A 25,323-nucleotide genomic window follows, 5' to 3' on the forward strand; every position below is an offset into this window, starting at 1 on the left:
CTGACGATATCCTAAGGGGAGCCCAGTGGCTGAGGTAACCGAAACCGTGCTGGCCGATGGCCTCAAGCGCATTCAGGCCGATATTCTGACGGCATTCGACGAATTGCTGCCGATCCCGTCCGATCCGCGCGCGCAGCTGTTCGAGGCGATGCGCTATGCGGCGATGGGCGGCGGCAAGCGCGTGCGCCCGCTGCTGCTGGCCGCTGTCGCCGAACTGTATGGCGTGGACCGCGATGCGGCGGTGCGCGCGGGCGTGGCCATCGAATCGGTGCATGTCTATTCGCTGATCCACGACGATCTGCCCTGCATGGACAATGACGATCTGCGCCACGGCAAGCCCACCGTCCACAAGCAGTGGGACGAGGCGACCGCCGTGCTGGCGGGCGATGCGCTGCATTGCTTCGCCTTCGAGGTGCTGTCGGACCCCGTGACCAGCGGCGACCCCTTCGTGCGCGCCGAGCTGATCCAGGTGCTGGCCACCGCGGCGGGTTCGCATGGCATGGCGGGCGGACAGATGATGGACATCGTCGCCGAGACCTCCAGCTTCGATCTGCAGACCGTGACGCGCCTGCAGCAGCTCAAGACCGGGGCGCTGCTGGCCGCTTCGGTTGAGATGGGCGCGGTGCTGGGCAAGGTGCCTCACGAAGGCCGCAAGCATCTGCGCGCCTATGCCCGCGACATCGGTCTGGCCTTCCAGATTGCCGACGATCTGCTCGATCATGAAGGCGACGAGGCTGCTGCCGGCAAGGCGCTGCGCAAGGATGCGGAAAAGGGCAAGGAAACCTTCGTCTCGCTGCTGGGCGCGGATCGCGCGCGTGAGCAGGCGCGGATGCTGGTGGATCAGGCGATCGGCCATCTGGCGCAGCACGGCAAGGAAGCCGATCTGCTGCGCGAACTGGCCCGCTTCATCGTCGAACGGAGCCACTGATGCGGATCGGGGTCTATCCGGGCACGTTCGACCCCGTGACGCTGGGTCATGCCGATATCATCCGGCGCGGCGCCAAGCTGGTCGACCGGCTGATCATCGGCGTGACGACAAACATGTCGAAAAACCCCATGTTCACGCCCGAAGAGCGCATGGATATGGTGAAGCGCGAGGTGGCCAGTCTGGCGCTCGACAATGTCGAGGTGGTGGGGTTCAATGCACTGCTGATGACCTTTGCCGAGAGGCAGGGGGCCAGCGTAATCCTGCGCGGGCTGCGCGCTGTCGCTGATTTCGAGTATGAATATCAGATGGCGGGAATGAACCAGCAACTCAACCCGCGCATCGAGACGGTGTTCCTGATGGCGGACGTCAGCCTGCAGCCGATCGCCTCCAAGCTGGTGAAGGAAATCGCGCTGTTCGGCGGCGATATCACCCGCTTCGTGAGCCCGGCGGTACGCGCTGACGTGGTGGAGCGCGTGGAACGTATCGGTCGCCTTGGCGACTGATCGCCGATGGTAAGGGCGTTTGCGCTGATGGTGGATCATGCGCAGCCCCAATGTCGGGGGAGGTTATGGGAGCGCGAGGGTCTAACACCCTCGCATTTCTCTTTTTGTCCCTTCAATGACTCCCTCGTTGTATCATGTTCATGGACACGACAGACAGGCGCGGCTATCGCCCTGACGCGCATTCACGACGCAACGCCCAAGAGAGCTGCATGAACCGTCATTCCTTTATCAAGATTGCCATGTCGCTCGTGCTGGGCGCCGCCGTGCTGGGGACCAGCGCTTGCGCCCGCAAGCAGGACGCGCTGTCCAAGGCGATGTCGGAGAACGTCAACAAGACGAACCTGAGCTCCAAGGTCGATCCCGATCCTGCGGTCGATCCGGACAATGTGCTGGTGCTGGACCTGTCGAACGGCGGGCGCGTGCTGATCCGTCTCGAACCCAAGTGGGCGCCCAACCATGTGGAGCGCATCAAGACGCTGACACGTCAGGGTTTCTACGACAACATCATCTTCCACCGCGTGATCGACGGCTTCATGGCGCAGACGGGTGACCCGACAGGCACGGGCGGCGGCGGCTCGAAGTTGCCCGACCTGAAGGCGGAGTTCAACTCGCTGCCTCACGTGCGCGGCACGGTCTCGATGGCGCGTACCGACGATCCGGACTCGGCCAACAGCCAGTTCTTCATCGTGTTCTATCCGCATTTCTCGCTGGATCGCCGCTACACCAACTTCGGCCGCGTGATCGAGGGCATGGATATCGTCGACCGCATCGTGCGCGGCGAACCGCCCAGCAATCCGACCAAGATCATGCAGGCCTCGATCGAGAGCGATCACAAGCCGCGTCCGGCGATTGCGCCGCCGCCGCCGCCGATCGTGCCCGCGCCTCCGGTGGCGCCTGCTGCTCCGGCCAAGCCGGCTGCCAAGACGAAGAAGTAAGGATGGGGCCCCGCAAGGGGCCCTTCTGACAGATATGCGCGTTGACGATTTCGATTTCGACCTGCCGCAGGAGCGTATCGCCCTGCGCCCCGCCCGCCCGCGTGACAGCGCGAAGCTGCTGCATGTGCCGGGCCGCGAGGGTCCGTTCGGCGATCTGAAGGTCAGCGATCTGCCCGCGCTGCTGCGCAAGGGCGATCTGCTGGTGTTCAACGACACGCGCGTGATCCCGGCTCAGCTTGAGGGGATGCGCGGCGAGGCGAAGATCGGCGCGACGCTGCACAAGCGCATCGATCTGCGTCGCTGGCAGGCCTTTGTGAAGAACGGCAAGCGGCTGCGGGTGGATGACGTGATTGCGTTCGGCGCGGGCGTTCAGGCCGTAGCCGAGGTCCGCCACGATGATGGCAGCTGGACACTGTTCTTCCCCGGCGACGAGCCGGTCGAGGTGCTGCTGGAGCGTGCGGGCACCATGCCGCTGCCGCCCTATATCGCGGCCAAGCGCGGCACCGACGAGGCCGACCGCAGCGATTACCAGACGATGTTCGCCCAGGCCGAGGGCGCAGTGGCGGCCCCGACGGCGGCCTTGCACTTCACGCCGGAGCTGATGGCGGCGCTGGACGGCGCGGGGATCGGCCATGCCTTTCTGACGCTGCATGTCGGCGCGGGGACTTTCCTGCCGGTGAAGGTGGACGATACCGCGGACCATGCGATGCATGCCGAATGGGGCGTCATTCCGGCTGAGGTGGCGGATCGCCTGAACGCGGCGCGCGCTGCCGGTGGCCGGGTGATTGCGGTGGGGACCACCTCGCTGCGGCTGCTGGAAAGCGCGACCGGTGAGGATGGCGTGATCCAGCCTTTCAGCGGCGATACGTCGATCTTTATCACGCCGGGCTATCGCTTCCGCGCCATCGACGGGCTGATGACCAATTTCCATCTGCCGCGCTCGACGTTGTTCATGCTGGTCTCGGCGCTGATGGGGCTGGAGCGGATGCAGGCTGTGTACAAGCACGCCATCGAGGAAGGCTACCGCTTCTACAGCTATGGCGATTCAAGCCTGCTGCTGCCCGAGGGGTAAATCTCAGACGCCGAGCCATTGCAGGTCGCCGGGCAGTTCATCCGCGCTGTAATCCACCTGCAGCACCCGTCGCCGCGCCGGTAGGCTGGCGGCGTCGGAAGCATGCAGGATCGGCGTGGCATAGGCCCAGATATCTCCGGCAGCGGCGAGGCAAGCCATTGTGCCGCATCGCGCTGCCACCGCAGCGACAGTCTCCACCGCAACCTTGCCCAGCCTGTGCGAGCCCGGTGCGATCAGCAGCGGCGCATTGGTGGCAGGCACGTCATCAAGATGCACCCGCAGCGTCGCCATGCGCGATAGCAGATCGAACGGCGGCGCCACATGATGTAGCCCCGCCTTGACCGACCAGGGGCCGAAGCCGTCTGTTTCAACCCGCTCACGCACGCATATGGTGCGGTCCTGATGCCATGCCAGAGACCAGTTGGTTTCGGCTGTCTTGTCGAAGAGGATGGCTCTGACGGGCATCGCGTCTCGCCCCATGCATTGGTTCGCTACGGCGCCGACCGGCCCGTCGGGCGCCAGGTAGGGACGCAAAGCGGGCAGCCCGCTGATCCTCACTCCGGCCTGCTGCGCAGGCAAAGCCTCCAGCACGGCCAGCATGTCGCTCAGGTGAGGGCGCAGGGCGCCACCAAAGAGTTGCGCGCCATGCTCGGCAAGGGTGAGGTCGCTCAGCAAAGCCTCAGCCCGCAAACCAGCCCCAGACCAGCTTGCCCGTCATCGACAGGCTGACCACCACCAGCAAAGGCCGGATTACCTTGGCGCCCAACCGGGACGCCATATGGCTGCCGATCCATGCCCCGCTCATTGCGCCCGCCGCCATGCAGCCGCCCAGCAGCCACATGATCTTGCCGCCCGCCGCAAAGACGATGATGCTGGCGATGTTGCTGGTCATGTTGAACAGCTTGGTCAGGGCCGTGGCGCGCGTCAGCCCCATGCCGCGCAGGGTGACGAGGCTCATTGTGTAGAACTGTCCGGCGCCGGGGCCGAAAAAGCCGTCGTAGAAGCCCACCGCCGTCCCCGCCGGCAGATAGCCCTTGGAGGAGACACGCGCGTGGGCATCGGCATCGCTCATGCGCGGGCTCAGCAGCGTGTAGAGTGAAATCGCCATCAGCAGCACCGGCACGATCAGCCGCAGCCACTCGGCCTTCAGATGGCTGACAACCAACGTGCCGATCATCGCTCCCAGAAACACCGCCGCCGCGCCGGGCAGGTTGGGGCGCAGCTGGAACAGGCCCGCACGGTGGTAGCGCCATGTCGCCATGGCCGTGCCGCAGGCCGATTGCGCCTTGTTCGTGCCCAGCACCATCGCCGGGGGCAGGCCCGCATAGATCAGCGCGGGCACGGTGATCAGCCCTCCGCCGCCCGCCACGGCGTCGACGAAACCGGCAAAGACACTGGTGGCGGTCAGGGCGGGGTAGATCCAGTCGATGCTCATGGGCGCGCCATAGCGGGCCGATACCGCCGCGACAATTGGCCCTATGCCTGAGACGAAGCGGTGGCCCGATTGCCCCGCAGCGCTTTTCCTTCTATCGCGCGGGGCATGACCCGTTTTGCTTTCAACATCCACGCGCGCGACGGCAAGGCGCGCACCGGCACCATCCAGATGCAGCGCGGCGAGATCCGCACGCCTGCCTTCATGCCCGTAGGCACCGCCGCCACGGTGAAGGCGATGAAACCGGAAACCGTGCGCTCCACCGGCGCGGACATCATCCTTGGTAACACCTATCACCTGATGCTGCGTCCCGGCGCCGAGCGGGTGGCGCGCCTTGGCGGCCTGCACAAGTTCATGAACTGGAATCGCCCGATCCTGACCGACAGCGGCGGCTATCAGGTGATGAGCCTGTCTGAACTGCGCAAGATCACCGAGGAAGGCGTGGCTTTCGCCAGCCATATCGACGGTTCGCGCCATATGCTGACGCCCGAGCGCTCGATGGAAATCCAGCGCCTGCTGGGCAGCGATATCGTGATGTGCTTCGACGAATGCCCGCGCGCCGATCAGGGCAAGGACGTGATCGCCAAGTCGATGGAAATGTCGATGCGTTGGGCCAAACGCAGCCGCGCCGGTTTCGACAGTGGCGAGGAGCATGCCGCGCGTTCGGCGTTGTTCGGCATCCAGCAGGGCGCGCTGCATCAGGATCTGCGTCAGGCTTCGGCCGATGCGCTGCGCGACATCGGCTTCGACGGCTATGCCATCGGCGGTCTGGCCGTGGGCGAGGGGCAGGAGGCGATGTTCGCCACGCTCGATTTCGCCCCCGGCATGCTGCCCGATGACAAGCCGCGCTATCTGATGGGCGTGGGCAAGCCCGACGATCTGGTCGGCGCGGTGGAGCGCGGCGTCGATATGTTCGATTGCGTGCTGCCTTCGCGCAGCGGGCGCAACGGGCAGGCCTTTACGTGGAACGGGCCGCTCAACATCCGCAACGCCAAGCATGCCGAGGATACCTCGCCGCTTGACGATCGCTGCACCTGCCCGGTGTGCGGCACCTATTCGCGGGCCTATCTGCACCATTTGCAGAAATCGGGCGAAATCCTTGGGGCCATGCTGATGACGGAGCATAACATCTCGTTCTATCAGCAGCTTATGTCCGGGATGCGCGGCGCGATTGCCGAAGGGCGCTTTGCCGCCTTCGCCAGCGATTTCCGGCGCGATTATTTCGCGGGCAAGTAAGCCAAAAAGGCTGATGTCAAAGCATTAAGGCGGCCTGCGGAGTGTTCTTCGCAGGCCGTTTTGCTTTGCGGGCGGATTTGTTCGGCTGTGGTTGGCTCTGCCCCTTCACCTGAACCCCTGTGGAACAATGGCTCTCATCAACGTGCTTAAGAGGGTGTTCACCGCAATAAATTTGCATTCAGCCGGAACGATGCCATCTGTAATTGCTATAAGGCGATGCAATTTTTTAATTGTTTCAATCTCATCGGCTGATGGGGCGAGGGTGCCCCGCCGGATAGAGATATCGCCACCTCAAGGGAGTCAATCTGAACGAAGCCCGCCATGGGTGTTCTTTGGCGTTGCCCGGCTGTTTCCGGGTCATGCGCCTGGCGATGGGCGGCGCGGCAAGACGCGCCTCTCTCCATGGTGGACGACACTTGGAGAATGACATGACGAAGGAAAATCCCAAGGCGCTCCACGAGCGGGGCACATTGGTCCGGTGCATGGGCCGGGGCGGCGTGGTTGTCGCCAGTTCGGGCTCCGCGCCCGGAGACCATGAGGATGCCAGAAACGTCCGTCAGATGGCCTGACAGGGCCGCTGCATCGCTCGCTTCAGAGCCGCGTTCAGGGCGGCCTGTGGCGAGCGATGCCGCAACTTGCTCCAATCCGCTATGTGGCCCTGTCAGGGCGCCGGAGAGGCATAAGGGCGAGGCATATAGTGGCAAGCCCTCAGAGGCGGCTTCGTGGGGTTTGCCCGCCGGCTCAAGGCATCTCTGCCGTGACGGTTCGCGGCATACCCTCATCGCTTCGGTGAGAAGAAGGCCATAGGTTGCAGCCCAGGCACAGCCGGGCAGAAACCGTCGCAAGGCAAACCGATCGCAACTGCGACTGTCAGGGATAGGCCGAAAGCGGCAGCGCACTTCCCGAGGGAAGGCTAGCACCACAAACATTATGGGAAAGGATGGTGGACGCACTAGGGCTCGAACCTAGGACCCGCTGATTAAGAGTCAAAGATTTTGCCTTTTCTTGCATACCCTATGCTTCGATACTCAACGCCTTTCTACGATAAGGCATTGATACTACTGTATCGCTTTGCGAAGCGGCTTCGCTGTGGTAGCCTATGCTTGCCATCAACGTGATTACGTGGCGATTACGTGACGGGCCGGCAAAATTAGGGCCACTTGCAGGAGTTGCAATCCGATGGCCAATCGGAAGCTCACAAAAACCAGCGTTGATGCGATTGAGGCGCCTGATGGCAAAGACCTTTTTGTGTGGGATACGGACCTGCGTGGTTTCGGCGTCCGCATCACTCCAAAGGGGGTGAAATCCTTTGTTCTCCAATTCAGGATGAAGAACAAGGCCGCGCGCCGTGTGACAATTGGCGGCTTTGGTACGCCTTGGACCGTGGATGGCGCCAGGAAGGAGGCCGAACGGCGTCTGCTCAAGATTCGGCAAGGGATAGATCCGGCCGAAGAGGAGCGTTTGAAGGCTAAAGCTTTGGAGCGCGAAGCGGAAGCGCGGGCCGAGCAGGAAGCTGACAAGGCCCGGCAAGAGATCCTGAGGGGCGAGCGCGAGAAAGAGGCGCAAACTCTTGCCTTCGAGAATTATGCCGACAGCTTCGTCGAGATTTATCTCAAGAGCAATTGGCCCGACTCGTGGAAGACGGCTGAGGGCATCCTCAACGCGGCCAAGCCCTACTTCAAAAAGTCGATCAAGGATGTCGCCAGAGCTGACGTGGTTGAGCATCTTGATCGCTACAATGACAGACCGGCCATGAAGAAGCTGGTGCATTCGACCTTTCGCAAACTCTTGAACTGGGCGGAAGATCGGGGTGTCATTGACCGTTCGCCAATCTACCGGATGAAAGCACCCAAAGCAGTCGCCGCCCGGCGGCGGATACTCTCTGCGGAGGAGATTATCGCAGCCTGGTTGGCAGCTGCCGAGATGGGGTCGCTCTGGCGGCCCTACATTCGACTTCTGATCTGCACGATGGCTCGCCGCGAGGAGGTGGCAGGCATGGACGGTGCTGAGGTCGATCTAGCCAAGGCCATCTGGGAGCTGCCGCCGGAGAGGGCGAAGAATGGGCAGCCACATCGTATTCCCCTCAATGAGCTGGCACTAATCGAACTGCGTTCGCTGGGCATTGCCAAGAGGGGCCTAGTGTTCACAACCACGGGCAAGACCAGCATTTCTGGCTTCTCCAAGATGAAGAAGGCACTGGATGAGAAGATGGTGGCTATCCTTAAAGTTAGGGCGGCTAGGCGAGGGGAAGATTGTGCGACCGTCGTCTTGCCGCCCTGGCGGTTGCACGATCTCCGCCGGACCGGGACGACCAACCTTCAGGCGCTTGGCGTTCCCGTAGAGGTGACTGAGGCGATCCTCAATCACATCAGTGGGACGACAGCTGGCGTCGCTGGGGTCTACAATCTTTATCGGTACGATCCCGAAAAGCGGCTCGCGCTTGAAAAGTGGTCGAAGCAGCTTGCTCTCCTGATCCGGAGCGGGCGCGCATCCTCCAAGAGAGTTGAGAGGCAGCGTAGACGGCCAGCGTGATGACTTATAATTCAATCTGCGTGAGAACTCCGACGGGCGCGAAGGCGGTCAGACTCGGCGCACTTCGTTCAGAGGGGCGGCTAGGTTTCTAAGCGCGAAAACGCTTGAGGAGCTTGGCATTGAAGGTCGCGGTGACCGGGAAAGGTCGGCTGCTGGTCTATGATCGGGCGCTATCCGGCCTCCGTTCAGTGGCCAAATCTCGGGTCGTGTGTGGATGCCCCCAGTTTTGCAAGGGGATTCTCTGACTTTCCTCGGCTCGGCACTTCAATCGGTCGTGTGTCAGGCCTCTTGATGTGGCGCGACGCCACGGGCCGGTATGCTGTTCGAACGAAGTGGGCCACATCGGTTCAGCGAGCTGTGACGCTCTCGCCCCGGGACTGGTTGACCACCTCGTGAACTTGAAGTTCTTGCCGCATAATTGTCAGTCGATCTCCTTGCCGGGGCCGAGACCCCGAGCGCTCACAACATCTCCGTCAGATTGACGGACAAGCCGGTCACGCCAGCTGATAATTTTCTTCCCGCGTCATGATGGCCCAGACGATGCGAGCCATTTTGTTGGCCAAGGCAACAGCGACTACCATTCGCGGCTTGCGACCCATCAACCGGCCCAGCCAGTTATCCGGCAACACGCCTTTGCGTACGATCCAACGTATCCTGCTCATCGCACCCACGACGAGCAGCTTGCGGATGTCGCTCTGCCCCATCTTGGTCATAGACCCGAGTTTGGCCTTGCCGCCTGTCGATCGCTGTCGCGGCACAAGGCCCAGCCATGCTGCAAAGTTTCTGCCGTTAGAGAAAGTATGCAGATCTGGCGCGAAGGCCATGATCGCGCCGGCCGTCACTGGGCCAATCCCTGGCACCGTGCATAGGCGCCTCATCTCGGCATTGACGAGCATGGCCTCACGCAGCTTGAGCAGGAGCTGATCGATATGGACTGTCAACACATCGATATGATCCAGGTACAAGCGCGCCACGTCCCGTACGTTGTCAGGCAGGTCAATCGTGTCATCCTGCACGGCGGCATGGATCTCCTTAAGATGGGGCGTGCCTTGCGGAAACACCAGTCCGAACTCGGCAAGATGGCCACGCAACGCATTGATCGTCTGCGTCCGTTGAGCAACGAAGCACTGATGGGTGCGGTAGGCCACTGCGCGCCCCTGATGTTCGGCGCTTTTGACAGCCACATAATGCATATCAGGCCGGCGAGCCGCTTCCCCGATCGCTGCAGCGTCAGACGCATCATTTTTCTGCCGTTTCACGAAAGGCTTAACGTAGATCGGCGGAATCAATCGGGCTTCGTGCCCTGCTGCTTGCGCCTGACGGCCCCAGAAATGGCTCGTTGCACAAGCTTCCATCGCCACGATACAAGCGGGGCGCTCCTTGAGCAGCACCTCCAGCTTCGCGCGGGACATTGCCCGATTATAGAGAACCGACCCTGCACGATCCGTCGCGCAGACTTGGAAGCTTCGCTTAGCGAGGTCGATTGCCAGCATATATGCGTCTGCCATCACTTCCTCCTTCGTTGCACCACCATGGCGCAGGCCAGCATCATACAGAGCTGGCTGAAGGGGGCATCCACCGCATCAGTTCACTGACCCATCTGCGTGACGAAAGGAATTTCGTTATACCACCCGCCGTAACCCAAAGGGATAGGATCTTTGAGCAGAGGTAAGTATTATATCCGATATTCAAGATCCGCTTTCGCCGGAAATCCCCTCATTCAGCCTGACGAATCGCTGTCGAGCAAGATGGAAGTTGAATGAATTTGATGCCTGCTCCATTGTACCAATCAGCCGATCCAGGCGGTGCAAATGGTTGCAGATGCTGACAATTCGCCTCGAATCCTGGTCATCGATGACGAATGGCTTCTAGCGACGTGGCTAGCAGAAGCCTTGGAAGATGTTGGCTATCTGGTGCAGACTGCGTCGGATGGTCAGGAAGCGCTCGCCCACGTTTCAAGGTTCAGGCCTGATCTTGTGATCACCGATTTCATGATGCCTTGGATGACCGGGCTTGAGCTTGCCACGGCTTTGCGAGCTCTGTCAGACTTGGGCAACACCCCGATCATTCTCGTGAGCGGCGCGCAGGGCGCAATTGGCCGGGGGCGACCGGACCTGTTCGAGGCCGTCTTTGAAAAGCCCTATGAGATCGATGCACTTCTCGTTGAGGTCAGCCGCCTATGCCCAAACTGCGGATCGGCATGACTGACCGCATCACCTTATAGTGTGCCAACGCGCCTATCCGGGGCGGAGCTGGCAATCCTGATGGGGCGGGCCCCTGCCCAGGCAAGGGCCCGCCTGTCTTATTAGAAATCCATCGCCGGCATGGGCGTGGCTTTCTCCTCCTTGGGTAATTCGGCAACAAGGGCCTCGGTTGTAATCAGGAGCGAAGCAACCGATGCCGCATCCTGGAGAGCGGTGCGCACGACCTTCGCCGGATCGATGACGCCCGATTTCACGAGATCCTCATAGTCCCCGCTCGCGGCATTGAAGCCCCAATTGTAGTCGTCGCTTTCGAGCAATTTGCCCACGATGAAGGCGCCGTCTTCGCCGGCATTGTCGACGATCTGCCGAACGGGGGCCCGCAAGGCGCGTCGCACGATGTCGATGCCCGACTGCTGATCGTCATTGGCCACCTTGAGGCCGTCCAGAGCCTTGATGGAGCGCAGCAGAGCGATACCACCACCCGGCAGGATCCCTTCCTCGACAGCGGCACGAGTCGCATGAAGCGCATCGTCCACGCGGTCCTTGCGCTCCTTAACCTCGACTTCGGTGGCTCCGCCGACGCGGATCACCGCGACGCCGCCCGCAAGCTTGGCGACGCGTTCCTGGAGCTTCTCGCGGTCGTAGTCGCTGGTCGTGGCTTCAATCTGCGCCCGGATCTGGGCGACGCGGGCCTCGATGTCGGAACCGGCTCCGGCGCCATCGACGACGGTCGTATTGTCCTTGTCGATGATGATCCGCTTGGCACGGCCAAGCATATCAATGGTGACGCTCTCCAGTTTGGTGCCAAGCTCATCACTGACGACATTGCCGCCAGTGAGAATGGCGATGTCTTCGAGCATGGCCTTGCGGCGGTCACCAAATCCGGGAGCCTTGACCGCCGCAACCTTGAGGCCGCCCCTCAGCCTGTTGACCACAAGCGTCGCGAGCGCCTCGCCCTCGACGTCCTCGGCGATGATGAGCAGCGGTCGTCCCGACTGCACCACCTTCTCCAGCAGCGGCACCATCGGCTGGAGGTTCGAGAGCTTTTTCTCGTGAATGAGGATATAGGGATCGTCGAGCTCGACCTTCAGCTTCTCGGTGTCGGTCACGAAGTAGGGCGAGAGATAGCCGCGGTCGAACTGCATGCCCTCAACCGTCTCGAGTTCGGTTGCCAGGCTCTTGGCCTCCTCGACGGTGATGACGCCCTCGTTGCCCACCTTTTCCATCGCCTCGGCAAGAATGCGACCGACTTCCTCGTCGCCATTGGCGGAGATGGTCGCGACCTGCGCGATCTCGCTGTTGGCGCTGACCTGCTTGGAATGTGCCTCAAGATCCTTGACGACGGTCGTCACGGCAAGGTCGATACCGCGCTTGACGTCCATCGGGTTCATGCCTGCGGCAACCGCCTTCGAACCCTCGCGCACGATCGCCTGAGCCAGAACCGTCGCGGTGGTCGTGCCGTCCCCGGCTTTGTCGTTCTGTTTGTTGGCAACCTCGCGCAGCATCTGCGCGCCCATGTTCTCGAACTTGTCCTTCAGTTCGATTTCCTTGGCGACGCTCACGCCGTCCTTGGTGATGCGCGGCGCGCCGAACGACTTTTCGATAACGACATTGCGCCCCTTGGGGCCCAGCGTCACCTTCACTGCGTTGGCCAGCGTATCGACGCCGCGCAGCATGCGATCACGCGCGTCGGACGCAAACTTCACTTCCTTGGCAGCCATGGCCAAACTCCTTTCCTATTTTTCCTTCCTGAATGTTAGAGGATGACAAGCGCTCTCAGGCGGCCTGTTTCAGCTCAGCCTGGGTCTCGACGACGCCGAGGATGTCGCTCTCCTTCATGATGAGCAGATCCTCGCCACCGATCTTGACCTCGGTCCCCGACCACTTGCCGAAGAGGACGCGGTCCCCGGCCTTGACCGACAGCTCGACGAGCCGACCGGCCTCGTCGCGCGTGCCTGGGCCAACAGCAACGACTTCGCCTTCCTGCGGCTTTTCCTTGGCTGTATCGGGAATGATGATGCCGCCCGAGGTTTTCTCCTCGGCTTCGATGCGGCGGACGACCACACGGTCGTGCAAGGGGCGGAAATGCATGGCAAAACCTCCAGATGCAAAACAAGATGTGATGAGCCTGTCGTTCATCTGCGCGACAGGTGGGCGTAAATTATGAAAAGCCTTTTTCGGGTTCAAGAGGGGGCAGAAAAAATTTTGGCAGTCACACTCACTGAGTGCCAGAACACCGTCTTCTGGCACGCCCGTCACCGATTTCGCCTCTTGACGCGACTCGATGACGCACCAAAATACCGTGCCGTCGGCATTGACCGACCCATCAAAAGAGCGACACATGGAAAGGAGAGACGGCCATGTCGCAGCCATTCTCACGTTTTCTTCACCCCTTCGATGTCGCGCATCACCCGAGCCTGGAGCCCGAGGTGAAGCGTGCCATCCTTGCTTCCTGGGCATCTGATCGGTCCGCCGTGCGCAACAAGCCGGCCCTGCGCAAACCGCCTGGCGCGAAACGGGCATTCCCGATCGATGATAATCTCGCCGCCATGCGAGAACTCGACCAAGGCCAGGACACAAACCGCTCCCTGCAATGACCAACAGAGGCTTTCTGGCGCAGCTGAAGGGCTATGGGATGACCACGGCGGAAATCCATTTCTTCCGCCTTGACGCTCCTTCGCTTCTGCAGCTGTTCGTCTGGCAGGACTATGATCTCGCGCCCGATTTCCCGGTGCTGTTCGGATTTCTCGACCACTGGCGGCGCGAGATCGAAGCCCCCCTCCATTCGGTGCGTATAGCGCATGACCAGCTCGTTCGCCCCACCGAATGGCGCGCTGCGCACCCCATTCTGCCGCTGCCATGACAGGCGATTCCCACGCGGTGATTGAGAGTGGCAGCCGATGAACCTTGGTCTTGAAAAATTTTTCTCAGGCCATCTTGAAGCCGATTTTGACAAAATTAGATTGCGAGCGCCGGGTGCCACTGTCGGGCCCGGTGGGACATGGAGGGCGCCGACTCTTTGCGTTACCGGCGCAGCTCATGCCCAGATCGCTCAACAGAGGATTTGGAACGATGAGAACCACGTTTGACTTTACGCCCTATCGGCGAACCACGGTCGGTTTCGACCGCCTGTTCAACATGCTTGAAACAAGCGCCCGCGAGGAAGAAGGGTTTCCGCCCTTCGATATCCTCAAGCTCGGTGAGGACAGCTACCGCATCACGCTCGCTGTCGCGGGCTTCCGGCCCGAAGACATCGAGGTGGTCGCCCAGCAGAACCTGCTCACCGTTACCGGCAAGCGGGCGAGCGACGATGGTGAGGGCAAGTATCTGCATCGCGGTATCGCGCTGCGGGCCTTCGAGCGCCGATTCCAGCTGGCGGACTTCGTTGAGGTTGGAAACGCCGCCTTCGAGAACGGCCTTCTCTCGATCGATCTCAAGCGGGTCGTACCCGAAGCCATGAAGCCGCGCCGGATCGAGATCGGTAGCGGTGAGCTGGCGACCCCGCGTCTCAGCGAGGTTAAGGAACAAGTCAGCCAAGCCGCCTGACTTGCTCACCGACCTGCCGACGCACTGCGGGCCCTTCCGGCGGCGGCGTCGGCAGGTTCAGCCTTACATCCAGCCAGAAAGGAGATGACCATCATGGCTTTTCGTGATCTCATTCCCTGGAGCCGGCAGGACAACCGGCTGCCGGTTCCAGTGCGCGCTGAACAGCAGCAGGATGCGCAGATGCTGTCCTTGCTGTACTTCCACCGCGAGGTAAACCGCCTGTTCGACGATGTCTTTCGCGGTTTTGGCGTGCCGGCCTTCGGCGAAGCCGACCGCGGCTCCGCATGGCCGCGCGTTGAACTCGCCGAGACCGACAAGGAACTGCGCATCACCGCCGAACTGCCTGGGCTCGACGAGAACGACATCGAGATCGGCATCAAGGATGGTGCGCTCACCTTGAGCGGTGAGAGGCGCGCCGAAGTCGAGGACAAGGATCGCGGCTATTCCGAGCGGAGTTATGGCCGCTTCGAACGCCGGATCGGCCTTCCCAGCGGTATCGTCGGCGATAACGTCAGTGCGACGTTCGAGAACGGCGTGCTGACCGTCATCTTGCCCGTGACGGAGGCGACGAACGAGAATGTTCGTCGGATCCCGATCCATGGGAAGGCGGCGTGATGAATGGGTCCGGGACTTCGGTCCCGGGCCCATCGCCAATGACAATCAGGCGCTGCCGTGTTCGGCAAGTGCGCTTCCCCGCGACGCGCAGGCACTGATCGAACCCGTGTCTGGTGCGGTAAACCAGGGAGGAAAGGCCAGGGCAGGGCAATGGCGTGTACGGTTCCTGCCGCGCTGGGCCCCGGTTGCCGAGCCACTGATGGGCTGGATGGGCGGTGGCGATCCGCTCGATCAGATCGAACTGCGCTTCCCCGATCCACAGGCGGCTATCGCTTATTGCAAACGGCAAGGCCTCCACTGCCTCGTTCATGGATGTGGCCAGAGCCCACCGTCGTCTCCGACGCGCTCGCGTGACGTTGCACTCGGGTCTTGCCTCGAATCCGAAGCCCGAACTTTGCTGGCGCCTCGGCCGCGCCCTTTGAGGCGAACGGGCTAGCCGCTTCAACACCCCAATCATGGAAGGACGACTGATGCACAAGTTGTTTCGTACAGCCTCTCTTTTAGGCGTCGCGATGCTTGCAGTTGCGGGAACCGCGCTGGCTGCCTCTGGTGCCAGCAAGGTCATGACCGTCAATCTCCCCGATGGCTCGCTCGCCCATATCGAATATCAGGGCGATGTGGCGCCCCAGGTGAAAATCGATCCGCCGAAGCGCTTGATGCCGCCAGCGCTGTTCGATCCGGTCGCTTTCACACCATTTGGCATGGATTGGGCCTTCGCACAGATGGACCAGCAGGCCGCCGCGATGATGCGTCAGGTTGATGCGCTGCGACTGGCAAGTCTAACTGAAGGTGGCAAAGCGGATCTGACAGCGCTCGGAAAAATGCCGGCCGGAACCGTGAGCTACAGCTTCGTCTCCACCTCGGATGGTAGGCACACCTGCAGTCGCTCGTGGCAGCTCACATTGCAGGGTGGCGCGACCCAGCCCAAACTGGTCTCGACAAGCTCAGGCGATTGCGCGCCAGATGGCACGGTGGCACCGGCCGCCACGCCGCATGGCTTAACCGCGCCGAATCCCGATCAGGACGCGGCATCCAACAAACCCGCCGTCACAATCTGATCAGGCAAGGCACCTCTTACTTCCCATAATCCCGTGCAGCCGGGCTCCGTGCCCGGCCGCACCCCTGCCTCTGAATCTTTCGACAAGCACTCATGCACGTCCCACCCAACATCCTGTCCGCCTTCGTGACGCTGCTTGTGACGATCGGCCCGGTCGAAACCGCCGTCGTCTTCGCAAGTCTCACCGCCGGCGTCCATCACGAGCAGCGTGGCAGCCTCGCCCGGCGCTCGATTCTGATCGCAGGCCTGGTCCTGTTGCTGTTTGCGACCGGCGGAGCCTTCGTGCTCTCGCTCCTGCATGTCTCTTTGTCTGCGTTTCGCTTCGCTGGCGGCATCTTGCTGTTTCTTCAGGCGTTGACGCTCACCTTCTCCAGTCCCGGTCTCTCTTCACTCAACTCCAAGGAACGGGAGGATGCGGAACGCCCGGGTGACATTGCCGTCTTCCCACTTGCGTTTCCTCTTATCGCCGGACCCGGGAGTTTGTCTGCCGCGGTGTTGGTCATGGGCCGGACGGCGGGATGGATCGAAGGCCTGAGCATTCTGGCCATGATTCTGGCCTGTATGCTGCTAACCTTTGGGGCGATGCGCGTGGCCGAGCGTTTGATCGCGGTTCTTGGAGCAACCGGCGCGGACGTCGTCAGCCGGATTTCCGGCGTGCTGTTGGCAGGGCTTGCAGCGCAATTCGTCTTTGACGGCTTGGCCAGTGCGCCGTTTATCCGGTGAGAAATTATTATATTTAAACGGCAGTCTGAATTAGATATATTAATAAGCCGGGATGATAGTCCTATAAATTTATTAAATTGTGCAAAATTACCTCTGTTGTAGGTGCTATTCATAAAAACTGTAAAGTGTGTGACCTTAGCGGCAAGCATGCGCGGATTTCGTTTAATTTATCGAGGGGCATGGCGCGAAACTTTCGCCAACTGGGAAACAACTTCAGGCGGTCGCGCCAAGGTTTCGAGGAAATCCGCAAAGGCCTCGCGGCTCATGCGGACAGTGGTCTGTTCAAGCAATGGGGCGAAAGCGGCTATAACCGCCGCCTGCTTCACGAAATTCGCCCGCGAGCAACCCTGCAGAAACGCGGCACGATCGATCACCGTGAGATCCGCCGCAGGGACGCGAACTGAAATGCTCCGGCGATCGTGATCGGAAGCACCGCTCATAAACTGTCTCCATCGTTGACATCCACAAGTGTGAGGCTCCTTTACCTCGCGTGAAATACGCCGCAGGCAGGAAGCCAAGCGGAACCCCGGCCAATGACATTTGTTAGGTAGCCACGGATAATTCTGGAGGCACCGTGACTGGACAGCACGCAGGATCGAGTCAAGATCCCGCCATCAAGCCTGCTTCACATTCCGGCGGATTGCCTGATCAGGAACGCTCGGGCCAAATAGCGCCCGCAAAGAATCAAACCGAGGTTCTTCAGCTTTCAGATGCCGATTTTCACAAGGAACTGACCGCAGTCATTCCTCATCTGCGCGCTTTTGCCCGCATGCTCTGCGGAGATCGCGACCGCGCGGACGACCTCGCTCAGGAGGCTTTGATGAAGGCCTGGGCCGCGCGAGGGAGCTTCAACGCCGGCACCAGATTCCGCGCATGGATCTACACCATCCTTCGGCATCATTATTTCGGTCAGATTCGCCGTGAGCGGTTTGTAGGCGACTATAGTGAAACCGAGGCGGAGCGAATTTTGACTATGCACGGATCTCAGGAAGGTCGCCTGGAAGCCGCCGACGTGTTGCGCGCCTTGGCTACCCTCCCACCCGCTCAGCGCGAAGTGCTGGTTCTCATGTGCATTGGCGGTGTTAGCTATGAGGAAGTCGCCGAAATTTGCGGCACTCCGCTTGGTACCGTGAAAAGCCGCATTGCCCGCGCTCGCGCTGCTTTGTCAGCCGCCATTGATGGCGGCATATTGCCCGACGCGCGCAGCAACTTCGATTTAAACGATGATGTTCACGATGCTTTCCTCGAAGAACTACAAAAGGTCGCGCCCGCGCAAATGGTGCGGCGGCCGGCGGCCTGAGGGATTTCCAGATTGATTAACGCGGGTGCTTCATGGTTTCCAGCTTGTTCCGGACAGCGGACACCACGCATCAACCGTGACCGCCTACCAGGATTGATCAACCCTGCTGCAGCCACTGCCCGCGTGGGATAATTGTTGCCACGCTATCGTCGACGACAATTGCCGGGGGCATGACCGCCAACATGGCCAAGCCCTTTGACCCCTGTGATTACATCATCCGCTCGAAGCTCGGATTGTGGGCATCGAGCCGGCCATCACGCGCACGCTGGAGTTGCCCTGCGCTCTCAATTTCGCACAGTTGAACGAAATTCTCCAGGCCTCTTTCGGTTGGACCGACAGCCGTCTCCGTCAGTTTATCCTTGGGGGCCTGGTCGTCGGCGCGCCTGAGGTGATCGAGGGCGGCTACCGCGCAATTATGAGCCAGCCAACACGGCTTTGCTTAAGCGCCCTGGGCGGTCACCGCTGGCGCTTTTGTCGTGGAGGGGGAGTAACGGTCTCCCAATCCCGGGGGATTTTCCCGTCAGGGAGCAACCGAGGCGGGCTGATACTGCTCGTGGTTGGGGTCCTGTCTCCCAATTCAGGAACTGTGCATAAAAAAATAACTTTGCTGACCGTAGAAAGGCGCAATGGATTGCAGCAGTCACCCGCTCAATGAGTTTAATCGAATCGCCGCCTTGGCGCAGTCGGAGCTGATGGACTCCGCGCCTGAGCGCGAATTCGATGACCTCACCAGGCTTGCGGCTAGCGCGCTTGGAGTGCGAAGCGCGGCGATCAGTCTGCTTGACGAGAAACGCCAGTGGTTCAAGGCTCGTCAGGGCATCCCCTTTAGCGAAACGTCACGCGAGGTGGCGTTCTGCAATTTTCCTCTGACCACCCGACAATCATTTGTGGTCGGTGACGCCTCGCGCGATGACAGGTTCCGAGACAATCCGTTGGTCACAGAGCCCGACGGAATTCGTTTTTACGCTGGCGTGCCCCTCATCATTGCTTCCGGGCATTGCCTCGGCACGCTTTGCGTGTTCGACCCAGTGCCGCGGGATGGGCTCACCGACAATGAGCGCAATGTGCTGGAGGACCTGGCCCAACTTGCCACAGACCTTATCGAGACACGGCGAAGTCGGCTGATGGGCGAAATCGCGGCGAAGGTGGTCGAGGCAACATCGGACGCGGTGCTGGCAGCCGACCATTCCGGCTGTATCGTTTACTGGAATTCGGCGGCGGAAAAATTGCTTGGCTGGACCGCCGACCAGGCCCTTGGCCGCGACGTCGAACTCATCATTCCTCAGCGCTATAAGGACATATTTGCGCGCGCGGCGCGGGGCGGTCCCGCCCGTCTCGTTGGCACGCATCTCGAGTTGCCGGGACTGCGGTCGGATGGCGGTGAAGTACCCCTTGGACTGTCGTTGACGAGGTGGGGTGACCCGGCATCGAACGGCGGCTTCGCCGCTATCGCGCGGGACATCAGCGAACGGAAGGCGCATGAGGCGGAGAAGGCACGCGCAGCAAAATTTCTCGACAGTGTCGTCAGCAATTTACCAGTGATGCTGTTTGTCCGTGAGACCCAATCCCGCAAATACGTCATGATCAATCGTGCTGCCGAAGAGGTGCTTGGTCGCAAGGCTAAGGATATCATCGGTAAGACCGATGAGGAGGTTCTGCCTCATTTGGCGGCCAGCCTGCAGCGACGGGATGATGAGGCACTGGCATCGCCCGGTCGTCACATTCACGAAGGCATTTACCGCCACCATGATGGTCGGCCCATTCATTTGAGAACCACTCGCGCCGTCATCGATGGTCCCGACGGGCCCGACCAACTCATGCTCTGGGTTTCCGAGGATGTCACTGACGTCAAAGGAGCCCAGGCTGAAATTAACAAGCTCGCAAAAACGGATTCTCTTACTGGCCTGCTGAACCGTTTTAGCTTTGCTGAACGGCTCAACCGGTTGACGGACGCCAAGGTGCCTTTCGCCTTGCTGAGCATCGATCTTTATCGCTTCAAGGCGGTGAACGACCAGTTTGGTCACCTGGTCGGCGACGATATCCTGGCAAGGATCGCTGAGCGTATCCGTGACAGCGTCGGCCCGGCGGATTGGGTGGCTCGCGTTGGAAGTGATGATTTCGCCGTCGTCTTGTTAGGTGGCGATCTGCGTGAGCGGGCTCAAGCTGTTGCTCGCGCCATTGTTAGGGCTATCGAGGAGCCGGTACGCGGTAAATGGGCCGTTGCCAACGTCGGCGCTTGCATTGGTGTCGCCCTATTTCCAGAAAATGGCGTCGACGCGGAGGACATCCGGCAAAGTGTCGATGTCGCGCTCTATCGCGCGAAGAGCAGCGGTCGGGGCCATATCTGCTTTTTCAGCGCAGAAATGGATTCCGTCATGCGTGATCGCCGGATTCTTGAGAAGGATCTAAGAGCGGCGATCGAGGCAGACGAAATCACTCTGTATTATCAGCCTATTCTCGAAGTCCGTTCAGGTCGAATTAGCGGTGTGGAGGCTCTGGCGCGGTGGCGCCATCCCTCCCGTGGGTTCATCGCGCCCGACCTGTTCATTTCGATGGCTGAGGAGTGTGGTCTTATCGGTCAACTCGGGCGGCGCATGCTCCAGCGTGCGTGCGAGGAGGTGAAGTCTTGGGGCAGCGACATCTGTGTCGCCGTTAACTTGTCTCCCCTGCAGTTTCTTTCGGGACATCTCATTGACCACGTCAAAGAGGCCCTCGACCAAAGCGGATTGCCAGCGGAACGTTTGCAACTTGAAGTGACTGAGGGTCTCGTCATTCAAGACGTCGCTGGGACGTTTACACAGCTTGAAGCCTTGCGCGCCTTGGGTATCCAGATCCTTATCGACGATTTTGGCGTCGGCTATTCGTCACTATCCTATTTCCAGCGCTTCCAGTTCGACAAGGTTAAAATTGATCGCTCTTTCGTTAACGAGATGTCGATGTCGTCGACAGCCACCGCGATCATCAGGGCGGTTACCTGTCTGGGCGCTGAAATCGGGATGGGAATCGTCGCTGAGGGCGTCGAAACCAAAGAGCAGGCCGCAACCCTGATTGAACTGGGGTGTACTCATTTGCAAGGCTATCTGATCGGTCCTCCCGCTCCGCCCAAGGATCGGACGGTATGCTCCATGCAGGCTGAGTGGGAACTCAATTTACGCGTTCCGCTCGAAACAGAATGCAGCAGTCTCGCCTGCCTAAATACTCAATCATCCCTTCATTCAGCCTGACGCCACCGACCTCCCGCGAGGTGGTGAGGGCACCGGCGTTGGCGAGCCATCCTTCGGTAAGCAACTGGTATCGGGATAGGTTCGCGCCATCCGCGATGTTCGAAGACTCACGGGGATCGGCGTATTCGTCGTTCAGTCGACGTCATCTCCCCGTTGAGTCGGGCACCGAGGTGAGTGGCGCGGCCCGGTCATCTTCCGCGCATCGTTGAGGTGGATGATGCGATTGGCAAGGGTGGGCATGAAGGTTCTCTCTAAACTGTCATGCCGTTATCGCCGCTCAGCCTTGAGGCCCGGAGGTAGAAAATGCGAGCATCCATTCACCTGCTTTGGGCGCGCGACAGAGATGACGCACGGCAGTCAGCGCCGTTCGCTTTAGGCTGAACTCCTGACGCTCATTCCGTGTCGTTGTCCGGATCTGATCTAAAGTTGGCCTCGACCCAGGCCGCATCGAACTTTTGTCCCATGTATTCGATCCACAATTCGCTCCCATCCTTGGCCAGCGACATCTTCCTAAGGACCTTAGCGCAACTGCCGAAAGCGTCATCGAAGATAGGGAGAACGACGCCCTGCTTGTTCTGCACAAAAAGCGTGGCCGCCTCTTTCGCGGTGGGAAGGGTCTGCGGATTCATTGGGTTACTCGCGCTTGTTCCTTGGGTTACCGGAAGCGGAAATGCCTTGGTGCGCTATGAACGGCAAGATTGCGATTGGGTTCCAGCGCGAAGCCCGCATCCCGCCGCGCGCAATACTCCGCTCATCCCAAAAATTGTTGCGCGACAGCCCCAAATCTCGCGCTATCGCCTCGATAGGCTTCCCGTCCCGGTATTCCCGACGGATCCTTGTAATCGTCTCCACTACCAACATCCCTGTACCCGCCGTCCAAAACACAAACGGCGGCGCTTGTCATGATGAAATGAAGGGGGGCAATTTTAGACGCTGATCACCCCGCTAAAGGGGTCAATTTCGCGCGCCGCTCCACACTGGAAAAGGGGGATGCGGATGAAAACTTGGACTGTTCACGCGTTAAAGCCAAGGCTTCGTCGATACACGATCGGGCTCCGGGCCCCCAGTGACAATTTGATGCGCTTCTCATTGTACCACCTGATGTAGGCATCAACCTCGCGGATAAACTGCGTGATTGTAATGGTCTGCCAGTCTCGGGGGTAAAAGAGCTCCTTTTTCAAGCGACCAAAGAAGCCTTCGCATGCGGCATTATCTTGTGAGCACCCTTTGCGGGACATTGAACGAACCAGATTCGCATTGCTGATGCGGGTGAGCCAGCCCGGCCGGCGATAATGAGCACCACGATCTGAATGAACGATTGTCCGGGCGTTGGCATCGGGAACTGTCTTTATGGCGGCATCCAGCATCGTATTGACCAGGCTTGCATTTGGTTGGGTTCCAATGGACCAACTGATCACCATGCCATCAAAGCAATCTATGATGGGCGAGAGGTACACCTTGCCGGCGGGGATCTGGAATTCGGTGATGTCCGTCAGCCATTTTTCGTTTGGTGCTTCTGCATGGAAGTCTCTGTTGACCAGGTTCTCAGAGGCTGGACTGATTTCCCCCAGGTAAGATCCAAAGCGCCGCCGCCGTGGTCTGGCGGCGATCAAATGCTCCTGTTTCATCAATCGCTGTACGACCTTTTCCGAGATGGTCACACTTTGCCTGGCCAGCGAGGCCTGCAGTCTACGATACCCGTAGCAGCGATGGTTGCTTTCGAAGATTTCGGCCAGGCTACGGCGGACGGTGACGTACTTGTCTGCCAAATTTGCACGAGCGTGATGATAGAAATATGAGCTTCGCGCGAGCCTTAATTGCACGAGCAATTCCGGCAACCGATAGGCATTCTTGAGGGCGTCAACCAGCTGAGTCTTCTTTCAATTATTCAGAATCTGAAGATCGACGCCCAGGCCCTTTTTTTTTTTTAGAAGTTCATTGGCCTTCCTCAACAGGTCACGCTCAAGCTGCAATTGGCGGAGATCGCGTTGAAGAGCGTCAAGCTGTCGCTCGAGTTCCTCCCGCTCAGGTGCCTCTGCAGAGGTCTTGCTGCGTTTCATGGATGCGACAGCATCATGACTGAGTAACTCATCTCTCCAGTTGTACAGCGTCGACCGGCATACGCCTAGCCGGTCGGCAACCTGTTGGGCGCTTGCCTCTCCACTGCAAAGCCCGACCACACCGGCTTGCTTCATCGCCTCAGGATGGGCCGGTCGCCAGGATCGACCGGCCATCAATGCTCTCGTCTCCGGGAAAGCTTCCCGAACCCATGCCGTCAGAGTCCCACGACCGGGATAACCCAAGGCTCTCATTGTCGCAGAGATACAGCGATCATGCGTACGGTAGTGCTCGAGCGCAGCCTGCTTCTGATCCTGAGAATACTTCGGGACCCGAGCCACACAGCGAACGAGCAGGCCGCGAAGCTGCTCGTGCTCACGACACCAGTTCTTCAGCGCGTTCTTAGTGGGATAACCCAACTGTCGGATCGTCGCCTTAACCTGTTTGCCAAGCTGGATATATAGCTCGACCGCGCGAATCCTGTCTGCATGAGAGTACATGAACTACCTCCTGGTGGTCCAAGTTTTCATCCGCATCCCCCTTATCAGCTCCCCGGGTCACATCTCAATGGCAATCAACAGCCAAGGGCAGGATGGTTGAACCGGGCCTACTGGCCCCCTCCCTTTGAAAGGGACTCAAGAAGGATGAAGGCCGCCTCGGGATCGATGCCTTGGCGCGCCGCGGCGCTATCGAGGTTAGCCCTTCCTTTTTCGCTCAAGTCTCGCATCGTCTCGCTCCTCTGCTGTTGCTCGCAGGGTGGAGAGGGAAGCAATGATCGACCGCCCGGTTCCGTGAAACAGCCCGGGCGACAAACAGCCCCGCCTCATCCGCACTCGTGGTCGCCGATTTCGGCAACACCGTCTGGCGGGTGAGCGCGAAGCGACCTTGATGGCGGCTTCGCGTCGGGCGCGAAGAAACCCAGCGTCTGATAGCCCCAATAGTTGGAGAGGCCCTTGTCGATCAGCATGCGGTCATCAAGGAAGAACTGGCAGGGCAGCAGCTCGATGGCGGTGACGCCCAGCCGGGTGAGATGCTCCAGAATGGCATCGCAGGACATGCCCGCATAGGTGTCGCGCAGCGCCTCGGGCACGCCGGGGTGCTGCATGGTGAGGCAGCGCACATGGGCCTCGTATATGATGGTTTCGCTCCAGGGGCGGCGCATGGCCTTGTCGCCTTCCCAGTCGAACTGCGGTTCCTCGACGATGCCTTTGGCTATGAAGGGAGCGGAATCGCGGGTGTCGAAACTGCCGGGATCGCCCGAGGCAAGGTCATAGCCCCAGAGCGCATCGTCCCAGGTGATGCGGCCCGCCGTGGCGCGGGAATAGGGATCGAGCAGCAGCTTGTTGGGGTTGAAGCGATGGCCCTGCGCCGGATCGTAGGGCCCATGGGCGCGGTAGCCATATTGCCGGCCGGGGCGGATGCCGGGCAGATAGCCGGAGAACACCGGCCCCTCGCGATGGGGAAGTTCGAGCCGCTGCTCGTCCCTGCCGCCGGGGCCGAACAGGCATAGCTCGATGGCCTGGGCATTTTCCGAGAACACCGCGAAATGCGTGCCATGGCCATCGAAGACCGCGCCCATATCGGGATAAATGCGATCGGGCTTGATGAAATCGGGAGAGCTGGCAGCGGGCGCGTGCGGCGTCATGGAGGGGCTCCCGGAGGCAGGATACGGGGCAGGTGATGATCGGCCAGACCCGGCGGACTGAAGCCTCGCGTCACTCGAGACGGAGATATTTGTAAGATATCCTTCACGACCACCGGGGGTCCACTCTGGAACCCTGTCGTGGCCGAAGGGCCGTCACGTCTGGCGGCACAGCCGCGCAAGATATGCGTGAGAAACTCAGATTTTTCGCAGCCTTCCCGCGTTCATTTCTTTGGCCGGAGATGTGTGGAAAGCACTCCCTTGATAGATTGGCTCGATTACCAACGTGTACAAGGCGTTTTTGACCTGATCGGTA

26 protein-coding genes, 1 tRNA gene and 1 pseudogene are annotated in these 25,323 nt (G+C 60.4%); 18 read left to right on the top strand and 10 right to left on the bottom strand.

Features of this window, described 5'->3' with window-relative positions; all coding sequences use genetic code 11:
- Window positions 1–25 precede the first annotated feature (25 nt).
- The 4 genes from SR3_RS05180 to queA all read left to right on the top strand — a co-directional run bounded on the left by SR3_RS05180 (window position 26) and on the right by queA (window position 3,438).
- Window positions 26–928, top strand: a complete 903-nt coding sequence (locus tag SR3_RS05180) for a polyprenyl synthetase family protein (protein WP_068081694.1) — start codon at window positions 26–28, stop codon at window positions 926–928.
- Complete coding sequence (gene coaD / locus SR3_RS05185) at window positions 928–1,431, top strand: pantetheine-phosphate adenylyltransferase (protein WP_068081698.1); 504 nt, start codon at window positions 928–930, stop codon at window positions 1,429–1,431. Before SR3_RS05180 ends, coaD begins: the two co-directional genes overlap by 1 nt.
- Window positions 1,432–1,640: 209 nt before the next feature.
- Entirely contained in the window at window positions 1,641–2,366 is a 726-nt protein-coding gene (locus tag SR3_RS05190) for a peptidylprolyl isomerase (protein ID WP_084454950.1), read from the top strand.
- A gap of 34 nt (window positions 2,367–2,400) precedes the next feature.
- A complete protein-coding gene (gene queA, locus SR3_RS05195; RefSeq protein ID WP_068081700.1) occupies window positions 2,401–3,438 on the top strand; it encodes a tRNA preQ1(34) S-adenosylmethionine ribosyltransferase-isomerase QueA in 1,038 nt (345 codons plus the stop codon).
- Window positions 3,439–3,441: 3 nt separating this feature from the next.
- Here queA and SR3_RS05200 read toward each other — a convergent pair whose 3' ends face one another.
- Both SR3_RS05200 and SR3_RS05205 read right to left on the bottom strand, forming a co-directional pair.
- Window positions 3,442–4,113, bottom strand: a complete 672-nt coding sequence (locus tag SR3_RS05200) for a phytanoyl-CoA dioxygenase family protein (RefSeq protein WP_068081835.1) — start codon at window positions 4,111–4,113, stop codon at window positions 3,442–3,444.
- 4 nt (window positions 4,114–4,117) lie between these two features.
- Window positions 4,118–4,873 carry a TSUP family transporter gene (locus SR3_RS05205; protein WP_068081702.1) on the bottom strand — a complete coding sequence of 252 codons (756 nt, stop codon included), beginning with the start codon at window positions 4,871–4,873 and terminating at the stop codon, window positions 4,118–4,120.
- A 105-nt stretch (window positions 4,874–4,978) separates the two neighbouring features.
- On the opposite strand from SR3_RS05205, the gene tgt reads away from it, so the two are divergent.
- Window positions 4,979–6,106 carry a tRNA guanosine(34) transglycosylase Tgt gene (gene tgt / locus SR3_RS05210; protein WP_068081705.1) on the top strand — a complete coding sequence of 376 codons (1,128 nt, stop codon included), beginning with the start codon at window positions 4,979–4,981 and terminating at the stop codon, window positions 6,104–6,106.
- A 428-nt stretch (window positions 6,107–6,534) separates the two neighbouring features.
- Window positions 6,535–6,675 (top strand): hypothetical protein, encoded by a 141-nt coding sequence (locus SR3_RS05215; protein ID WP_157098635.1) that lies wholly within the window; start codon window positions 6,535–6,537, stop codon window positions 6,673–6,675.
- A gap of 372 nt (window positions 6,676–7,047) precedes the next feature.
- Here SR3_RS05215 and SR3_RS05220 read toward each other — a convergent pair.
- A tRNA-Ser gene (locus tag SR3_RS05220) sits at window positions 7,048–7,119 on the bottom strand.
- A gap of 166 nt (window positions 7,120–7,285) precedes the next feature.
- Here SR3_RS05220 and SR3_RS05225 point away from each other — a divergent pair.
- Complete coding sequence (locus tag SR3_RS05225) at window positions 7,286–8,638, top strand: tyrosine-type recombinase/integrase (RefSeq protein ID WP_068081712.1); 1,353 nt, start codon at window positions 7,286–7,288, stop codon at window positions 8,636–8,638.
- A 494-nt stretch (window positions 8,639–9,132) separates the two neighbouring features.
- On the opposite strand, the gene SR3_RS05230 is transcribed toward SR3_RS05225, so the two are convergent.
- Entirely contained in the window at window positions 9,133–10,146 is a 1,014-nt protein-coding gene (locus SR3_RS05230; protein ID WP_068081715.1) for an IS110 family RNA-guided transposase, read from the bottom strand.
- A 303-nt stretch (window positions 10,147–10,449) separates the two neighbouring features.
- On the opposite strand from SR3_RS05230, the gene SR3_RS05235 reads away from it, so the two are divergent.
- Entirely contained in the window at window positions 10,450–10,842 is a 393-nt protein-coding gene (locus tag SR3_RS05235; RefSeq protein ID WP_068081720.1) for a response regulator, read from the top strand.
- 101 nt (window positions 10,843–10,943) lie between these two features.
- On the opposite strand, the gene groL is transcribed toward SR3_RS05235, so the two are convergent.
- A complete protein-coding gene (gene groL / locus SR3_RS05240; RefSeq protein ID WP_068081724.1) occupies window positions 10,944–12,563 on the bottom strand; it encodes a chaperonin GroEL in 1,620 nt (539 codons plus the stop codon).
- Window positions 12,564–12,618: 55 nt separating this feature from the next.
- Window positions 12,619–12,933 (bottom strand): co-chaperone GroES, encoded by a 315-nt coding sequence (groES, locus tag SR3_RS05245; protein WP_068081727.1) that lies wholly within the window; start codon window positions 12,931–12,933, stop codon window positions 12,619–12,621.
- 269 nt (window positions 12,934–13,202) lie between these two features.
- Between groES and SR3_RS05250 the strand changes: the two genes are divergently transcribed.
- The 7 genes from SR3_RS05250 to SR3_RS05275 all read left to right on the top strand — a co-directional run bounded on the left by SR3_RS05250 (window position 13,203) and on the right by SR3_RS05275 (window position 16,783).
- Window positions 13,203–13,439: a hypothetical protein gene (locus SR3_RS05250; RefSeq protein WP_068081730.1), complete on the top strand. Its 237-nt coding sequence runs from the start codon at window positions 13,203–13,205 to the stop codon at window positions 13,437–13,439.
- Complete coding sequence (locus SR3_RS05255) at window positions 13,436–13,705, top strand: usg protein (RefSeq protein WP_068081732.1); 270 nt, start codon at window positions 13,436–13,438, stop codon at window positions 13,703–13,705. Before SR3_RS05250 ends, SR3_RS05255 begins: the two co-directional genes overlap by 4 nt.
- A gap of 209 nt (window positions 13,706–13,914) precedes the next feature.
- The gene (locus tag SR3_RS05260) at window positions 13,915–14,388 is read left to right on the top strand and encodes an Hsp20 family protein (protein ID WP_068081734.1); all 474 of its coding nucleotides are present in this window, start codon (window positions 13,915–13,917) and stop codon (window positions 14,386–14,388) included.
- Between the two features lie 93 nt (window positions 14,389–14,481).
- On the top strand, window positions 14,482–15,003 hold the full coding sequence (locus SR3_RS05265; protein ID WP_068081837.1) for an Hsp20/alpha crystallin family protein: 522 nt from the start codon (window positions 14,482–14,484) through the stop codon (window positions 15,001–15,003).
- Entirely contained in the window at window positions 14,987–15,439 is a 453-nt protein-coding gene (locus SR3_RS30420; RefSeq protein WP_157098636.1) for an NADH dehydrogenase ubiquinone Fe-S protein 4, read from the top strand. The genes SR3_RS05265 and SR3_RS30420 overlap by 17 nt, the downstream gene beginning before the upstream one ends.
- 34 nt (window positions 15,440–15,473) lie before the next feature.
- Window positions 15,474–16,061, top strand: coding sequence for a hypothetical protein (locus tag SR3_RS05270; protein WP_157098637.1), 588 nt, complete (start codon window positions 15,474–15,476; stop codon window positions 16,059–16,061).
- A 92-nt stretch (window positions 16,062–16,153) separates the two neighbouring features.
- Entirely contained in the window at window positions 16,154–16,783 is a 630-nt protein-coding gene (locus tag SR3_RS05275) for a MarC family protein (RefSeq protein ID WP_068081740.1), read from the top strand.
- Window positions 16,784–16,950: 167 nt separating this feature from the next.
- On the opposite strand, the gene SR3_RS30425 is transcribed toward SR3_RS05275, so the two are convergent.
- Window positions 16,951–17,223, bottom strand: a complete 273-nt coding sequence (locus SR3_RS30425; protein WP_084454953.1) for a type II toxin-antitoxin system TacA family antitoxin — start codon at window positions 17,221–17,223, stop codon at window positions 16,951–16,953.
- 134 nt (window positions 17,224–17,357) lie between these two features.
- Here SR3_RS30425 and SR3_RS05285 point away from each other — a divergent pair, with 134 nt between their 5' ends.
- From SR3_RS05285 to SR3_RS05290, 3 genes are all read left to right on the top strand, one after another.
- The gene (locus SR3_RS05285) at window positions 17,358–18,083 is read left to right on the top strand and encodes a sigma-70 family RNA polymerase sigma factor (RefSeq protein WP_307559036.1); all 726 of its coding nucleotides are present in this window, start codon (window positions 17,358–17,360) and stop codon (window positions 18,081–18,083) included.
- A 235-nt stretch (window positions 18,084–18,318) separates the two neighbouring features.
- Window positions 18,319–18,738 carry a plasmid pRiA4b ORF-3 family protein gene (locus SR3_RS30430; RefSeq protein WP_245653780.1) on the top strand — a complete coding sequence of 140 codons (420 nt, stop codon included), beginning with the start codon at window positions 18,319–18,321 and terminating at the stop codon, window positions 18,736–18,738.
- Window positions 18,710–21,307 (top strand): sensor domain-containing phosphodiesterase, encoded by a 2,598-nt coding sequence (locus SR3_RS05290; protein WP_068081746.1) that lies wholly within the window; start codon window positions 18,710–18,712, stop codon window positions 21,305–21,307. Before SR3_RS30430 ends, SR3_RS05290 begins: the two co-directional genes overlap by 29 nt.
- A 392-nt stretch (window positions 21,308–21,699) precedes the next feature.
- Here the strand turns inward: SR3_RS05290 and SR3_RS05295 are convergent, their stop codons facing one another.
- From SR3_RS05295 to SR3_RS05305, 3 genes and pseudogenes are all read right to left on the bottom strand, one after another.
- Window positions 21,700–21,936 carry a hypothetical protein gene (locus tag SR3_RS05295; RefSeq protein ID WP_068081749.1) on the bottom strand — a complete coding sequence of 79 codons (237 nt, stop codon included), beginning with the start codon at window positions 21,934–21,936 and terminating at the stop codon, window positions 21,700–21,702.
- Between the two features lie 384 nt (window positions 21,937–22,320).
- Window positions 22,321–23,865, bottom strand: a pseudogene (locus tag SR3_RS05300) (IS3 family transposase).
- Window positions 23,866–24,188: 323 nt separating this feature from the next.
- Window positions 24,189–25,010 carry a GlgX family protein gene (locus SR3_RS05305; RefSeq protein WP_068081752.1) on the bottom strand — a complete coding sequence of 274 codons (822 nt, stop codon included), beginning with the start codon at window positions 25,008–25,010 and terminating at the stop codon, window positions 24,189–24,191.
- Window positions 25,011–25,323: the final 313 nt, after the last annotated feature.

The sequence above is a fragment of the Novosphingobium rosa NBRC 15208 genome (genome assembly GCF_001598555.1).
In the GTDB taxonomy this organism is placed as follows: Bacteria; Pseudomonadota; Alphaproteobacteria; order Sphingomonadales; family Sphingomonadaceae; genus Novosphingobium; species Novosphingobium rosa.